Origin of the sequence: Kocuria sp. ICS0012, from assembly GCF_001665945.1 — a bacterium.
GTDB lineage: Bacteria > Actinomycetota > Actinomycetes > Actinomycetales > Micrococcaceae > Kocuria > Kocuria marina.
Genome location: NZ_LZMM01000059.1, coordinates 23,259 through 37,971, shown reverse-complemented (window position 1 = coordinate 37,971; position 14,713 = coordinate 23,259). Strand labels below are relative to the sequence as shown.

The window sequence follows — 14,713 nt, the reverse complement described above, 5'->3', positions numbered from 1 at the left end:
CGTGTGGGGCCCACCGGAGTGGGGGCGCTGCGCTGGGCTGGCAAGGAGAGGAGGTGCTGTGGTGGAGCAGGAGAATCCGCGTCGGGTGTGGAAGTCCCATCGCAAGCGAATCGAGAGCAAGACCCAGTACGTCCGGGTGTCCATGTCCGAGGCCGAGCGTGCTCAGCTGATGGTGCTGGAGCAACAGACCGGGCTTCGCCCTCTGCGCTGATGGTCCAGGCGCTGTTCGGGTCGGCGGACCCGGTGGCGGTGCAGCTGCGGCGAAACCAGCTGGCCGAGCTGATCCAGATGCGGCACCAAATGGCGACGATCGCCAACAACGTCAACCAGATCGCCTGGCACGCCAACAGCACCGGCGAGGTTCCGCCCGAGACAGCGGAGACGTTGCGGGAGGCCCGCCAGTTCGGGAAAGAAGTCCTGGCGAAGATCGAGGAGTTGATCCCGTGATCCCGAACATCACCAAGGGCAACAAGCCGGTCGGGCTGATGAAGTATCTCGTGGGTCCGGGCCGGGCCAACGAACACACCGACCCGCACCTGGTGGGCGCCTCCCCGCTGATCATGGCGTGGTACGACGACGCGCAGCTGTCTGAGGAAGCCGCGGTGTCCATCGCCCGCGAAGTCGACCTGAACCGCCGAGCGTTCGGTGTGGACGCCGAGACCAAGCACATCTGGCACTGCTCTCTGTCGATCCCGTACCAGGACCGTGAAGTCAGCGACCAGGAGTGGGCCGATATCGCGCAGAAGTTCATGGACGAGATGGATTTCACCGACGCGGGCGTCAAGGCCCCATGCCAGTGGGTCGCGGTGCATCACGGGCGCTCCACCAAGGGCAACGACCACATCCACATCATGGCCTCCACTATCCGCGGTGACGGCACGAAGTGGGCCGACAACAGTGACTTCTCCCGGGCGCTGAAGGTCGCCCGGGGCATCGAGAAGGACTTCGACCTCATCCAGCTCGGTAGTCACTCCGAACGGTGGCTGCAGCAGGGGGAGGTGCGGCGGGACAGCACCCGGGAACCGACTCGATTCAAGCTGGAGCGCACCGTGCGCGCGTGCGCGGTGGCCGCCGAATCGGAGGCGCAGTTCGTACGTCAGATGCGCCGGGCCAACATACTCGTGCACCCGCGCTTCGCTGCCGGCACCGACTCGGTGGTCACCGGGTACTCCGTGGCCGAGCGCCCACCGAAGGGAATGCGGCCGCTGTGGTTTGGTGGCGGCAAGCTCGCCCAGGACCTCACGCTGCCGTCCCTGCGCACCCGCTGGCCGGACACCCCGGGCTCGGCGCAGGAGGCATCGGAGGAGTGGATGGCGGCTAAGCGGCACCGTCGCATCGTGCACCCCGACGCCCCCGGCGCGGTGCTGGACGAGGAGACCGCCCGGCGGCTGGCCAGGGAGCTGAAGGAGGTGCGCCGGCGGCTGGTGAGCATCGCTCCGGAGGACCAGCAGACCTGGGCCCACGCGGCGCGTGAAGCCTCCGGTGTCTACGCGGCCTGGTCCCATGCGACCGAGGACGGACAAGGCCCACTGGGTCGCACCGCCCGAGTGCTCGCCAGCTCCGCACACCAAGCCGGGGTGAAGATCACGACCCCGCTTCACGCGCCGTTGCGCATCAGCGGCACCACCGCGTTCCTTTTGGCGGCCACGAAAGCCCCGTCCCCGATAGCCCAAGCCTTGATCATGAACCAGATGCTGCGAATGACCCAGGCGTTCTACGAGATGCAGCAGGTCAACAAGGACCTGCGTGAGACCCAGCTGCTCAACGAGGCCTTCGAACACCACCTGTCCGCGGTGGCCGAGCCCCTGCCGGAGGTGGGGACCTCCAAACCGGCGCACTCGACCTCCCACGCCGGCCCCACCCGTGAGAGTGGGGCGCTGCGGGAAACCCAGTGCCCCACCGCCACGATGCGCCCCTACATGGAGCACGCCCGAGACGGGCACAGAATGGAGCTGTAGCGATGAGCACACAACCCGATGGCGTGAACGACCTGCTCTCCCGGGACCCCCAGGCAGCGATGGCCGTGGCCGGGCGCTGGGGCGAGATGATGGCCCGCCAACGCGCCGAGCGACTCCGCCAACGTGTCATGGAGCAGCAGCACCGGCGGCGCGAGCTCGATGAGCGCTTTGAGGCCGAACGCGCCGTAATGCGTACCGAGCTCGCGCCGGTGGACCAGGACCGGTTCTGGGAGTCCGCGAAGGTTGAAAACATCGCCGGCCACTACGGGCTGGCTCGACAGTGGGAGCACCACGACGAGGTCGCGCAGGCTGCCCGGGGGCGCATCGAGTCGGAGGTGAAAGACCGCTACGGACTGAACGTAGAGGACTACCTGACCGACCACACCCACACCGCGGAACAGCAGCGTATCAACTCCTCCGAACAGGAGCTGGCCGCCCGCCAGGCTGTCGACGCGCAGCGCGACCACGATGAGGCCGGCCTCCACGCAGCCGTGGTCGCGCAAGGCGACCGGCAGAACGACATGGACACTCGCCTCGCGACCGCCGATGCCGAGGAGCTCTGGGACTCCGGAGACCGCCGACCCCGCCTGGCAGACAGCCTCGTGGCCACCCTTGGTGGCACCGAGGCAGGCCGTGACGGCGTCCAAGCCCGTCTGGCGGCTGAACGAGATCAGGGCACGCCCCCTGTTGATGCAGTGCGGTCCACCAAGCGTGGCCCGCAGGCGCGCAGTAAAACCAGCCGAGGCGCCAGTAGGGAGCGCGAGCTTGACCTCGGATGAAATCACCGTCCATCGCTCGAAAAAGGCAGCAGAGAGGGCTCCTTTCTGTGCTATATGGCTGACGCCACACCTACAGGTTGCTCATACGCCAGAGGCGCACGGGCTAAAATCCGTATTCACGTACGGGTGGTCCTATTGCTGGTAATGCAACCCTGCAAAGCGCGGCCAATCAGCGACAACCACTGAAGTCGAGTTATTCACGGGTACTTGGAGGCGAGCGTGACAGACGTACTGGTCGCAACGGGCATGGTAGATGCGGTCGAGGGTGTGCGCCTGTCTATTCTTAGGAGATCCCGCGACAAGACCGCTTCGTCTTTCACCCACAAGCTCACTCCCACCGCCAGTGCAGTGCTGGCAGCGGTGCCTGCATGCTGGAAGGTCCAGCCGGAAGCTGTAGGGATCGGCGGCAAATGGGTCAATGTGGCAAAAACGTTCGATGCCATACCTTCAAAGGATTTCTCATCCGATTCGTCAATGAGAGGGTCCTAGGGTGTGACGACAGCCAAGCAGGAAGATGCAATTTACGGTTCCGCACTGGCGGATATCTCCGAATAGAGGAGTTTTGGTGAAAAACAAAAATAAACCGCCTCGAGATACCCATATTACGGCGGCTTGGATTGGGTTTTTCGGTTTGATTTTTGCTGCTGTTATCGCAGGCGCGGTTGCTATCTTGACAAATTCAGGCGACGAGGGTGGTGGCGGCAGTGATCCAGTGAGCAGTGAATCTGTCGATCCAAAGCAACCTACAGGAACCCCTACTTCCCTTCCACCGGATTCGTCAGTGTCCCCTTCCTTGGGGCCGACAGCAGAGTCGGGAGGGATTTTACTTGATTTAAATGCTGCAAAGCAAGAGCAGGAATGCAAAAGGGAGAATTACGGAGGGTACGGCTGGGTAGAAATTTCGCCTGTCGTAGATAGTAAGGAATATAGGTTAGGCCTTTCGTGTAAATTTAGATCAAGTGATCGCATCACTGGTTTCTTGGAGTTCCCTGTTGGTGATGATAGGTCGCAGTTTACTGCGGTAGCAGGAATCGAAGAGAACGCTGAAACTGTGAAATTTAAGGCCAGATTTCTAGTGCTTGATGCGATTACAGGGAGGACTTTGAAAGAAGGCATCGCCACCCCGACGGACCCAGTGGAATTTTCTGTTCCAGTAAGTGACGTAAGCAGGATTAAGCTTTTTGTGGAGTCGGTGGGGTCTGCTGAACCGCTCGACGATTACGAAGGTGTTGTTGTTTGGGCGAATCCTACCCTTCAATAATTTTTGGAAAATAAGTGTGGCTTCCGTCTGCAATTAATTTAATCCTGCTACTGTGTGTCATTCTATAATATATAATCTGAGAAAAATTCCTCGGCCGCTTTTACTTGTTGCCACAGCGACTTCTGAAAGTAACTAGGATGGCGCCCATTCCTCATTAGAATGGGCGCCATTGTTGCGCGAGCGGGTCAGTCGAAAAGTCCGCCTGGTGGAGGATCCAGCGGAAGCGATATCCCCTTGGGTGCGTGTGCCCTGGGAGCGTAACCGCAGACGGGTCTGTTTACGTTGAGGAGTGAGCGCGCGGTGAGAGCGGCCTAGTCGCGCCACCACACGGCCAGCCCGGTGGTGGGGCTGGTGCGTAAAGTTCTCCCCGCCGCGCCAGAGGCCGATGGGGTGACTGACGGCTTCTTCGTGGCACCACTATTGGGTGCATGAGATAAAGGTGGTGGAGCGGCCAGCGAGGTCGATGTCGCATCGGTACTGGTAGGCCAGGTGCTCGGTGACAACTTTGGCCACGTTCACGTGCACGAGTTTCCCGAGGCCATCCTTAGAGAGAAAGTAGCATGGCCGAAGTGGCCGGACGATCGGTAAGCGATTCGGCGCCCAGCCCAGTCCTACCGGCCGCTGTACGCCGCGGAACCGCAATGAAATCGGTCAGACGGGAGTTTCACCAGCTGCGAGAATTCCGGTGGGTTGACCGGTAACGAGACGTGTTGAGGCAGGACGAGTAACTTCCTGCCGCGGTGGCAGACCACTCACTGGGGCGGCCGTGCGAGCATCTTCAGTGCCGAGTCCCAGTCCACAACCCATGTGATGCCTCTGTTGACAAACAGCTCCGGTGCGCGTCCAGGCACCATCCCATACCTCAGCTATACGCGCGAATCTCTCCTTAAACGGGAGTTCTCCGTGCTGGCCTGCTTGGACGACGCTGACGTCACGAGCTCACGACCCCGCCGGTCCGCCGCGCGCCCTGTCATGGCTTGAACAAACGCTCGTAGGTGGGGTGGGACGAGTTCTCGCATCTACTTCTACTCGTGCTGTTTGTTGTCAGGTAGTAATGATTATGTAAACGCAGCGACGACGACCTCCTTCTCTAGCATTTCCGGACCGACCAGCGGATGCACATATACACCTCTGGACTTCGTCTGTGAATGCCACACGAGACAGTCTGTTTAAATATCACCGGATGACGGGGTACTTCCATTCGTCGGTGGCGGTGTAGTGGGTGGTTGGGCTCGGCCGCGGGTGTAGGTGCGACGATTGGCCCATGAAGCGTTTGACATCTCTACAGCTTCCATAGAGCGGGAGTAGAGCATGTCTCGCGGTGGTGCGTATGCGGCGAAAAGGTCTTGGTCAAAGTCGCCAATTTGTGGGACAGGTTCTCGGGGACCGATGAGGTGCTGAATTGTCACGAAGCGGGCGGCCAGGTCCTCGGCGGTAAACAATCCTTGATTGATGCGGGTCAAAATCCTTTCTCGCAGATCACTAGATTTCCCGAACATTCGGATGAACATAAATCCCGTGAAGGGCGAGGAGCTAAGTTCGGCTTTATCGCGTTGACTTAGATGCTTTAGTAGCGTTCTGCTTATTTCTTCACTGAGGGATGTGGCGGCGGCAGTTAAGGCCTCAAAAGCCTGCGGTGAAGCAGGGGCGCGCTTGCTACTCAGGGCGAGGCGGAGGATCTGCGCCCGCTCTACCCAGTCAGGACAGGCGGCTAAAGCCTCTTCAAGTTTCTCAGGGCTGGTAGGTGGAAGGCGTTCCAGAAGATCAGTGAGCAAGTAGCGACCTTGGTCTCGGGGGCTGCTGAGCATCCGCGAGGTGTGTTCCAGAGTGCCGAGTTGGCCGGCGACTACGCGAATCAAATCCACAGTGACCGTGGGTGCGCCATGGCCCGAAGACTCTGGCGCATAAAGGGTTCGGAGCTTTTTAAGGACCAGGTCGATGCGTCCGGGGTAAGAGTTCTCAGTGAGCAACGCGACCAAGAGTTGCCCATCTGACTCCGGTGCGCTTGCTTGGTCGAGGGCAGAGAGGATTTCGGTGTCGGCGATGTCGGCTTGGGGGATGGTATGAGCGAAATATCGATTGAAGTAATCGGGTGCACAGACCCTAGGAGCCGAGCGGTTTCCCATAGAATGTGGATTCAAGACAGGGAAAAGCGTTTCCAAGACCTTACGGGCGTCCTGACGGCTATCTCCCTCACGGACAAAACCTAGCAGCTCATCCCATTCCGGCTGGATGTCCCCTCGCCGTCTCGCAAACCTGTCCAGTTCTTGCTGGGCTCCTGTGAGGACGGTCTTCCAACGGGGCAACGCACTGTACAAATCAGGAAACTGCAGGTGCAGGAACGTCAAGAGGATGAGGTCCACATCATTGACCTCTTTCTGTTTTTGCAAGGGCAAATAGTGCCGAAGCTGAGCCAGGAGCCGATAAATCGACCGAGGAGTGTTGAGTTGGGACTCGAAGGATTGCAGCACATCGCTGATTCGATCATCGTTCTCATCCCACGAACGCCCCAAATCTTCAAACAGGGCGTTGAGTCCCTCCTCCAGACGCCAGTGCATTTGATGAGTCAGCAATGGGGGAACGGTCAGGGGATATTGAACGATCTTCTCCATGAACAAGCGGGCCCGGTCCGCGTCAGCTACGCCGACGCTGGCGTCCTGGAGGTTTTCTGTCAGCGTTTGCTCGTCGTAGGCCAGCAAATAGTGCACCCCGGGAAAGCGGCCAAGAAGGCGAACAACTTTGAGAAGAGCCACGAGCTCATCGGACTGGAGGCGGTCGATGTCATCAGCGACAACAAGCACAGGAGTATTGAGCTCTCTCAGCAAGGCGGAAGCCTCCGCGAACGCCTCGTCCCAGGGCTTCTGTTGGTTGGCCGCATCGGCGAGGAGCCTGACGCTTTCTTGGAGGGCTGGCCCGACGACTGGAACCAGGTTGAGCCATGGGGTGGCGACCGTAGCGCATGCCCCCAGCACCCTGCGAACGCTGTCTCCTCGATCTTTTGGCAGCGCGGCCGCGAGAGCTGCGAAAAACTCTGACATCAGAGAGGTCGCGTCACTTGTAGCCCATGGGGTGAAACGAGCAACCCGCCACTCAGGAGACCGCTCTTTGAGCTCTTCAATGATGAGTTCCACCATTGATGTTTTCCCGCTACCCCACGGCCCGGTCAGCCCGAACACCACACTGGCTTCCCAGGGGTGGGTACTGGCTACCAAAAGGGCGGCTTGCTCGGCCAGATGTCCGCGCTGAAGGGTGTCCTTGTCCTTGCAATGGATGGGTTCATCGATCCAGTTCTGCTGGGGAATGGTCATGCTGGAAAGCCTAACGAGCCCTCACGACGATCACGCGGGCCCACCGCGGCGGGGGCATGACAGTAGGACCGTGTTGTTTGAATCAAGGGAACAGTCCAACTGGTGGAGGATCCAGCGGAAGCGGTATCCCCTTGGGGCTGTGTGTCCGGGGGGTGCCGCCGTGGAAAGGCGCCCTTTCGTCGAAGAGTACCTGCATGGTGGGGTCGGCGTAGTCGCGCCACCACATGGCCAGCCCGGTGGTGGGGTCGGTGCGCAGGCTCTCCCAGGCGCGCCAGAGGCCGGTGAGGCGGCTGACGGCTTCTGCGTGTCGCCACCACTGGGCGCACCAGATGAAGGTGGTAGCCCGGCCAGCCAAGTCGATGTCACGCCGGTTCTGGTAGGCCAGGTGCTCGGTGACGAACTCGGCCACGTTCGCGTAGACAAGCTCCCGCTCCCCCAGTTCGGCTTCCTCGAGGGGTTCGTCGTCGATGTCGTCGTGGCTGCTGGTTCGGCGGTTACCGATGTCCATGGCCTTACTTCTTCACCAGGGCCGCCCATCGATTCCCCGTGGGCTCAACCGGGCCCGGCTCGGCGGCGTGCGGTTCGGGCGCGGACTGATCTGTAGCGGGGATCTCGGTGGGTGCGTTGTGTGCAGCTTCGGAAGCCGCTGCCGCGTCGGCGTAGGGGCGGGCGCTGACCAGCACGGCCTGGGCCTCGGAGCCGAGCATCACGGCCCGCCCCTTGGGCAGCGCGGCCAGATCGGCCACGGACAGGATCTCGTCGGTGTCGTCCTGACAGGAGGTGGACCCACTGTCCTTCTGCCTCGAGGAGGACACGGAAGTGTAGGGGTGCTTTCCGATCAGCTCCGACAGCATCTTCAGGAAGCCCTCTTCCTTGACGTTGCCGCCGTAGGTGACGACGTTGGCGGTGGAGAACAGCTTGCGCATCCCGGACTCGCCCCCCACATCCACACCTTGGGACCAGGACTGCAAGAACGTGGAGACCACGATCCCGCGGGAGCCGTAGTGGCTGTAGAGGTCGGGCAGGTTCGCCCACCGGCACACGTTGGCCGCCTCATCCAGCACACAGACCATCGGGGTTCCCAGTCGGCCCCCCGCGCTGGGCGATGGCGTGTTCCTCGGCGGCCGTGACGGTGGCCACCGTCAGGGCGGTCACCAGCGGCCCGGCGGTGCCGACACCTTCCTTGGACAGAGCGTAGAGGGTGTGCTTGCCGGTCACGAACGCCTGCGGGTCGAACTGCAGGCGGTCGTCATCCGGGCCCTGCGGGTTGACCCAGGCGGCGATCTTCTCGTTCTTCAGGCATACGGCCATCTGCAGGGCGGTGGAGTAGACGCTGCCGCGGTACTTCTCGGGCTGGCGGATGGTACTGGCCACCGAATCGGCTTCCTTGGTCCACCCGTGCTCGTCGAGCAGCTTGGCGGGGGTGTCATCGGTGGAGCGGGTTAACCAGTAGTGCACCCGCTCAATAGGCTCCCTACCCACAGCGGCGGCCAGCAGCAGTCCGGCCAGCAGATCCTTGCTGGCCGAATCGAAGTGGGCGTCGCCCATCTTCGCCCCGGCCGGACGCGACCCTGCGGAGAAGTTGTTGGCCAGCTCCGCGGCCCGTTCACTGTCGATGACGTAGGCCAGCGGGTTCCACCACCACGTGGGCTGCTCCCCGGCCACACCCTGGGGATCGAAAACCCGCACATCCCCCTCGCCGGCGCGGATGTCACGGGTCAGATCAGAGAGGTCGCGTTTGTTGGAGGTGGCGATCACCGGGCCGGGGGCTTCGATGATGGACGGGGCGGCTTGGGTGGTGGTCTTGCCGGTGCGTGTACCCCAGATGTGCACCAGGGTGTCCTCCCAGGAAGCGTAGAGGGTGTAGCCGCCGCGGACCATCTTCCCGATCATCACCCCCCGTGTCTTTACCCCGAAGCGAGCTGCCTTGGCCTGGGCTTGTTTTGCGGTGAATGGGGCGACGTCGCGGACCGAGGCCATGCGCACCGCCGCCCGGTCGTGCTTTGACGCGCCCTGGGTCTGATGGAGACTCGCGCTATGTGATTCTGACCAGCAGATTGCGGTCGTGGGGGACAGCATAGAACGCGTCCTCGAACTCGGCGGGCGGGACGTCACCGAGGTAGCTGTGGAGGCGCTGCGTGTTGTGCCAGTGCACCCAGCCGAGCGTCGCGAGTTCGATGTCCTTGACCGTCTTCCACGGCCCTGTGCGGGCGGGCCCGCGGACGAGTTTGGCCTTGTAGTAGCCGTTCACCGTCTAGGCAAGGGCGTTGTCATACGAATCGCCCACGGTCCCGATTGAGGGGGTCGCGCTGATCTCCGCGAGGCGTTCGCCGTAGCGGATGGAGGTGAATTGAGACCCGGCGTCGTTGTGACACGGCAGGTCGGCGTGATGGTGGCCTCTGGACCAGCGGGCCATCTCGATCGCGTCGAGACCCATCTCGGTGCGCATGTGCGACGCGACCCGCCACCCCACGATCGTGCGGGAGAACGTGTCAATGATGAAGCACACATACGCGACACCTGCCCACGTCGGCACGAACGTCAGATTGGTCACCCACAGCCGGTTCGGTGCCGTCGCGGTGAACTCCCGCTTCACGAGGTCCGGGTGCCGCGCCGACGCCGGATCCGGCCGCGTCGTCTTCACTCGCTTCGACCGTCTGGCGCCCTCGATCCCGGCGGCGCGCATCAGCCTGGCGGTCTGATCTCGACCGATCATGATCCCGGCGCGTCGGGCGGCTTTCCAGAGCTTACGGACCCATAGACCCGGTAGTTGCTCTCCCAGAGCTCAACCAGCAGTGGGATCAACTCCTTGTCCCGCACGACACGTGCCGAGGGCGCACGGGTCTTAGCGGCGTAGTAGCTGCTCGGGGCCACCTGCAGCAGTCTGCAGATGAGCTCGACTCCGAACCGGCGAGCGTCCACGACATCGTCCTTGTTCGCGTCGATGAACGCGACTATTTCCGGTAGTGGCGGTCGAGCTCCGCCCCGAAGAAAGAGGCGGCCCGTTTGAGCACCTCGTTCGCCCGCCGCAACTCCCGGTTCTCTTGTTCGAGCTCACGCACCCGCTGCGCCTCAGCGCTACTCACGCCCGGGGTGACGCCGTCATCGATGTCGACTTGCTTGACCCACATCCGCACCGACTCGACCCCGTAACCGAGCTGCGTCGCCACGCGCTGCACGGCTCCCGACGTGACACCGAGCTCCGCGCGCAGCGACCTCACCATCCGCACCGCAGCGGCCTTCTCCTCGACCGAGTAGCGACGCGTCGTCGGCTTCCCTCTCGCCAGTTCCTTCGACACAACCCCATCCTCGTTTCCAAGGTCAGGAGTCTCCGACAAACCCAGGGCGCTTCACTGTGATGTCGTGGGTGGAGCCGGGTTCTACCGGGGAGGTCCACAGCGGGAAGCCGGTGGGGTCGGCGATGACTGGGACACTATTGCCGAATCTCTTGTGCTTGCCCGAGTACCAGGCGTGATTACCGGCCTCCGTCCATTCGGCGACCCGATCGGTGGGAATCAACGTGCCCCCTCAAGCGTCACGTAGGGCACATGATCGTCCTGTGCCTTGGCCAGAGCCTCGTGCAGCTCGGCAGCCTGGGCGGCCGCCTTCACCCAGTAGGACGTAACCAACTACTACCGCGCCGGCGCGTGGAAACGCCCATGAAAAACCCCGCGCCCACCTGGTCAGCGGTGACGCGGGGCACCCGCTCCCGGACCCGTACGCCCGGGAGTGGGAGTCTCAGTTCCCGTCGGCGGGGGACGGTGTGGCGGATCCCGTGGGGGATGACGTGGCCGCATCCGTTGCACGGTCAATGGACTGCTTCGACTCCGTCGCCCGCTCGGAAGACCGAGGCGCCTCCCCGTACTCGCGGGCCACTTCGTCCCACCCCTGGCTCCACTCCCGCATGTAGGAGTAGTCATTGACGCCCACCGGTGTACCCGACACGAACAAGCACGGCTGGCCCTCGGGGGCTGCGGCGCACACCGTGTCCGCGCTGACCTCGGACGGCCGCGCGGCGTCGTCGCCCGTAGGGTCCGGAGAGGTGGGCGCACCCGGGGAACGAGCCCCACCCGGCCGTTCGTTGGACCCCGGCGTCGTGGTCACGGGGTGCCGCGGGTCCGCGACGTCGCGCTGGCTGTCCTGCGGGTACCAGTAGTCGGCGGCGGGCATCGAGATCCCGTAAACCCCGCTGGTCGCGGTGACCGAGGTGCGCTGAGGAGCCGGGCCCCGCACGTTCACGAGCGCCCCGCCCTGGTTGGTGTGCGCGTCCAACCGGTTTTTCACGCTGACCCCGTCCAGGAGCACCTGACCCGTGGTGGCGTGGGCGTCGAACACAGCGGCCTCCACGTCCGTGGCGCTGATGGACCCCAGATCGGTCCTCGCCCGCACGTCCCGATACGTGCCGTTCACGTGCACCGCTCCCGTGCCGCTCTTGAGGTCGAGCGAGGTGTGCGGGCCGTCCTGAGGAACGGTGATACTGACGCTTTGCACGCCTGAACCCCATTGAGAGGGCCGGTCGGGCATATCCAGCTGCAGCACGCCGTCGCGAACGGATGGGATGACGCCGCGCTCGGACAAGGACCATCCGGATTCGTGCCACTGCACTTGGACACGATCAACGGTGGGGCTCGTGTTCACGCTGACCATGCCCGAGGGGGTGTCGATCCGGATCCGTTCCACGTCCGACGACGCCGTCCACGAACCGTCCCGCTCCTGCGTCATGGCCACCGCGGTGGCGGTTCCGGCCCCGCCGAGCAGCAGGGCGAGGGCACCCACACCGCCCACCACGGCGGTCGCGGTGTTCCAGGCGCGGCGCTCACCGCGCCCCACGGGACGGTCGTTCCGAGGATCAGGCAGGTCCCGGGGGTCGGCACCATTCCGCGGGTCGGACCCATGACGGGGATCGGACCCATGACGGGGGCCGGCTGCGTTGTGAGGATCGGGCGTGGGATGCGAGGGATTCTGATTGCTCATGAGATGTCCTAAAGAGAGTGGTCCGAGTAGCCCAGGTACTTGAGAACGGCCAGAACCCTGCGGTTGCCGGTCTCGGAGGTGACGCCCAACTTGGCGAAGATCGAGCCGATGTGTTTCTCCACGGCCGATTCGGTGAGGTAGAGGTTCGTGGCAATGGATGCGTTGGACAGCCCCTGCGCCATGAGCGACAGGACCTCACGTTCGCGCGGTGACAGCAGTTCCATGTCCTCCCGGCGCCGCGAGCGCACCAGGATCTGGGTGAGCACCTCCGGGTCCAGCACGGTCCCGCCCGAGCCCACGGTCTGCACGGATTCCAGGAACTGGTCCACGTCCGCTACGCGGTCCTTGAGCAGGTAGCCCAGCCCCTCCCGGCGGGACGCGATGAGCTCGGACGCGTAGCGCTCCTCCACGTACTGGGACAGCACCAGCACGGCCACGCCGGGGTGGCTCGAGCGGATCAGCACCGCGGCGCGGATCCCCTCGTCGGTGAAGGTGGGTGGCAGTCGTACGTCCACGAGCGCGAAGTCCGGCCGGTGTTCCTCCACGGCCCGCACGAGTCCCTCGGCGGTATCCGTCTCGGCGACGATCTCGTGCCCCGCGTCCGTGAGCAGGCGGACCAGTCCGGCGCGCAGCAGCACGGCGTCCTCGGCGATCACGATGCGCATCTCAGTTCCCCCGTCCGTGCTGCCCGGCGGACGACGACGCCGCTCCGCCCGTTCCCGCCCCCGCCGCACCGTGCGCGGTCGGACCGGTTCCGGGCGCGGCGTGGACCTCGCCGACGTGGCCGGGGTGAGGGGTGTAGGCGGTGCCGGATGCGCGCGGGGCGCTGTGCGTCGTCGTCGTCGGAGGAACACCCGTGAGGGGCAGCTCCACGATGACCTCGGTGGGCCCGCCTGCGGGCGAGTTCACGAAGAACCTGCCCCCGGCCGAGCGGATCCGGTCCTGGATCCCGGAGAGCCCGCCCCCGGGGACCACACGGGCGCCGCCGCGGCCGAAGTCGCGCACACCGGCGACCACGATGTTCGCGCCCGGTGCGGCGCCGTCCTGGATGGACACTGCGACGTCCGCAGAGCGCGCCCCCGAGTACTTGATCGCGTTGCTGAGGCTCTCGGAGACCGCGAAGTAGATGGCCGCCTCCGTGCGCGGCTGCAACCGGGGGACGTTCACGGAGACGTCCACGGGGAAGGGTGCCTGGGCGGCGACGGCGGACAGAGCGGCGTCGAGCCCCCGATCCTCCAGCACGGCGGGGTGGAACCCGCGGGCGAGCCGGCGCAGCTCGGTGATCGCGGCCTTGGTGGTGCCGTGCGCCTCCGCCACGAGCTCCTTGGCCGCGGCGGGATCCGTGTCGATGCGTGAACCGGCCATCGAGAGGTTCATGGCGACCGAGACCAACTGGGGCTGGACGCCGTCGTGCAGATCGCGTTCGATGCGCGAGCGCTCGGTCTCCGCACCGCGTACCGCGGACTCCTTGGCGGCGGTCTCGTACTCGGCGAGGCGCTGCAGCTCGTCCGCTTCACGGCGCAGTCGCGCGGCCTCGCTCAGCCGCAACAGCCCAGCGGACAGACCGCGGTGAGCCAAGGTGAGCAGCACCGCGAGCGTGATGCTCAGCAGCACGCCCGCGACACCCAGCATCGGGAGCGTCCAGCGCGGGGTGCTCTGCAGCGCGGGCCACAGCACCGAGGACTCGGAGGCGAACCACGGCGCGAAGGTCAGCACGAGGGCCGCGCTACCCACCACGAAGGGCAACAGCATGAGCCAGCCCAGCGCGCACGTGAGCGCCACGTGGAGCATGCCGAGCCACAGGGACCCGTCGCTCGCGTCCAGCCACCACTGGTGCGGGACCCGCACCCAGTCGGTATGCGGGCTGCGGCGGCGCTGGGGGTCCCGGATGTCCAGGCCGAACGACGACGCCGAACGCCTGCGTTCCAGCCACACCGCCCCCATCATCACGTACACGGTCGCGGCGAGGATCAGCACGCCCAGGCCCAGCGCCGGAACGGTTGCGGCTCCCACCGCGAGGAACGTGAGGATCACGACGAGCAGCACGGTGTTGAGCACCGAGTCCACCACGAGGTCCAGGGTCCCGAAGAACAGGGTCTTGAGGGAGAAGGTCCGCCACTCGCGGGGAGCGATGTGCGGCCCTTCCGGTGCCGGGCGTGCCACGGAGGCGGCCCGCGGGGGTTCCGGGTGCCCGGGAGGCGGCAGGGTCCGGGTGGTCTCAGCATCTGCGGGTGAGGAACCGGCCGAGGGCATCGGCCGGGTGCGTTCGGTGTCCGAGGAGATGGGCTCTGTGGCGTCCCACGGTGGCGTGGGGTTCGAGGCTGTGGTGCTCATGGCCTCCACGCTACGGACACCCCCGTGGATCCAGCGCCAGAGCTGGCCACCGAGTCGGGGTGGGGTTTTCCGCACCCCCGGGTTGCGGGATGTGGTCTG

Annotated in this window: 14 protein-coding genes, 1 pseudogene and 1 other annotated feature; of the genes and pseudogenes, 6 read left to right on the top strand and 9 right to left on the bottom strand. The window is 64.4% G+C overall.

Translation table 11 applies throughout. The features are described from left to right. The first annotated feature begins 58 nt into the window (after window positions 1–58). The 6 genes from A5728_RS14825 to A5728_RS13685 all read left to right on the top strand — a co-directional run bounded on the left by A5728_RS14825 (window position 59) and on the right by A5728_RS13685 (window position 3,998). Window positions 59–211, top strand: a complete 153-nt coding sequence (locus tag A5728_RS14825; protein WP_231885609.1) for a hypothetical protein — start codon at window positions 59–61, stop codon at window positions 209–211. Then, on the top strand, window positions 211–447 hold the full coding sequence (gene mobC, locus A5728_RS14820) for a plasmid mobilization relaxosome protein MobC (RefSeq protein ID WP_231885608.1): 237 nt from the start codon (window positions 211–213) through the stop codon (window positions 445–447). The genes A5728_RS14825 and mobC overlap by 1 nt, the downstream gene beginning before the upstream one ends. Continuing rightward, window positions 444–1,958: a hypothetical protein gene (locus A5728_RS09885; protein ID WP_064846866.1), complete on the top strand. Its 1,515-nt coding sequence runs from the start codon at window positions 444–446 to the stop codon at window positions 1,956–1,958. Before mobC ends, A5728_RS09885 begins: the two co-directional genes overlap by 4 nt. Window positions 1,959–1,960: 2 nt before the next feature. Continuing rightward, a complete protein-coding gene (locus A5728_RS09880) occupies window positions 1,961–2,737 on the top strand; it encodes a hypothetical protein (protein ID WP_064846865.1) in 777 nt (258 codons plus the stop codon). 219 nt (window positions 2,738–2,956) lie between these two features. Beyond that, window positions 2,957–3,226 carry a hypothetical protein gene (locus A5728_RS14215; RefSeq protein WP_156523433.1) on the top strand — a complete coding sequence of 90 codons (270 nt, stop codon included), beginning with the start codon at window positions 2,957–2,959 and terminating at the stop codon, window positions 3,224–3,226. A 76-nt stretch (window positions 3,227–3,302) separates the two neighbouring features. After that, window positions 3,303–3,998 (top strand): NPCBM/NEW2 domain-containing protein, encoded by a 696-nt coding sequence (locus A5728_RS13685; RefSeq protein WP_197493154.1) that lies wholly within the window; start codon window positions 3,303–3,305, stop codon window positions 3,996–3,998. A gap of 1,169 nt (window positions 3,999–5,167) precedes the next feature. On the opposite strand, the gene A5728_RS13680 is transcribed toward A5728_RS13685, so the two are convergent. The 9 genes and pseudogenes from A5728_RS13680 to A5728_RS09830 form a co-directional block, all read right to left on the bottom strand. Next, window positions 5,168–7,306, bottom strand: a complete 2,139-nt coding sequence (locus A5728_RS13680; protein WP_082943392.1) for a KAP family NTPase — start codon at window positions 7,304–7,306, stop codon at window positions 5,168–5,170. 82 nt (window positions 7,307–7,388) lie between these two features. Then, window positions 7,389–7,814 (bottom strand): DUF4913 domain-containing protein, encoded by a 426-nt coding sequence (locus A5728_RS09870; RefSeq protein ID WP_064846863.1) that lies wholly within the window; start codon window positions 7,812–7,814, stop codon window positions 7,389–7,391. A gap of 4 nt (window positions 7,815–7,818) precedes the next feature. Next, on the bottom strand, window positions 7,819–8,370 hold the full coding sequence (locus tag A5728_RS09865; protein WP_064846862.1) for a TraG/TraD/VirD4 family protein: 552 nt from the start codon (window positions 8,368–8,370) through the stop codon (window positions 7,819–7,821). Then, window positions 8,360–9,199, bottom strand: coding sequence for a type IV secretory system conjugative DNA transfer family protein (locus A5728_RS09860; RefSeq protein ID WP_064846861.1), 840 nt, complete (start codon window positions 9,197–9,199; stop codon window positions 8,360–8,362). Before A5728_RS09860 ends, A5728_RS09865 begins: the two co-directional genes overlap by 11 nt. A 142-nt stretch (window positions 9,200–9,341) precedes the next feature. Further along, window positions 9,342–10,605: pseudogene (locus A5728_RS13675) on the bottom strand (IS3 family transposase). Further along, window positions 10,172–10,306 (bottom strand) — a sequence feature (AL1L pseudoknot). (Overlaps the previous pseudogene by 135 nt.) Window positions 10,606–10,627: 22 nt before the next feature. Then, the gene (locus A5728_RS15125; protein WP_156523431.1) at window positions 10,628–10,825 is read right to left on the bottom strand and encodes a hypothetical protein; all 198 of its coding nucleotides are present in this window, start codon (window positions 10,823–10,825) and stop codon (window positions 10,628–10,630) included. A gap of 219 nt (window positions 10,826–11,044) precedes the next feature. Further along, a complete protein-coding gene (locus A5728_RS09840; protein ID WP_064846859.1) occupies window positions 11,045–12,136 on the bottom strand; it encodes a DUF4097 family beta strand repeat-containing protein in 1,092 nt (363 codons plus the stop codon). A gap of 152 nt (window positions 12,137–12,288) precedes the next feature. Further along, on the bottom strand, window positions 12,289–12,945 hold the full coding sequence (locus A5728_RS09835) for a response regulator transcription factor (RefSeq protein WP_035964377.1): 657 nt from the start codon (window positions 12,943–12,945) through the stop codon (window positions 12,289–12,291). A gap of 1 nt (window position 12,946) precedes the next feature. Next, a complete protein-coding gene (locus tag A5728_RS09830) occupies window positions 12,947–14,614 on the bottom strand; it encodes a sensor histidine kinase (protein ID WP_082943390.1) in 1,668 nt (555 codons plus the stop codon). Between the last annotated feature and the right edge of the window lie 99 nt (window positions 14,615–14,713).

What these genes read in the sequence shown, in the direction of transcription:
- mobC (WP_231885608.1), top strand. Translation starts at nt 211, where the DNA reads ATGGTCCAGGCGCTGTTCGGGTCGGCGGACCCGGTGGCGGTGCAGCTG.
- A5728_RS09880 (WP_064846865.1), top strand. Translation starts at nt 1,961, where the DNA reads ATGAGCACACAACCCGATGGCGTGAACGACCTGCTCTCCCGGGACCCC.
- A5728_RS13680 (WP_082943392.1), bottom strand. Translation starts at nt 7,306, where the DNA reads ATGACCATTCCCCAGCAGAACTGGATCGATGAACCCATCCATTGCAAG.
- A5728_RS09870 (WP_064846863.1), bottom strand. Translation starts at nt 7,814, where the DNA reads ATGGACATCGGTAACCGCCGAACCAGCAGCCACGACGACATCGACGAC.
- A5728_RS09860 (WP_064846861.1), bottom strand. Translation starts at nt 9,199, where the DNA reads ATGATCGGGAAGATGGTCCGCGGCGGCTACACCCTCTACGCTTCCTGG.
- A5728_RS09835 (WP_035964377.1), bottom strand. Translation starts at nt 12,945, where the DNA reads ATGCGCATCGTGATCGCCGAGGACGCCGTGCTGCTGCGCGCCGGACTG.
- A5728_RS09830 (WP_082943390.1), bottom strand. Translation starts at nt 14,614, where the DNA reads ATGAGCACCACAGCCTCGAACCCCACGCCACCGTGGGACGCCACAGAG.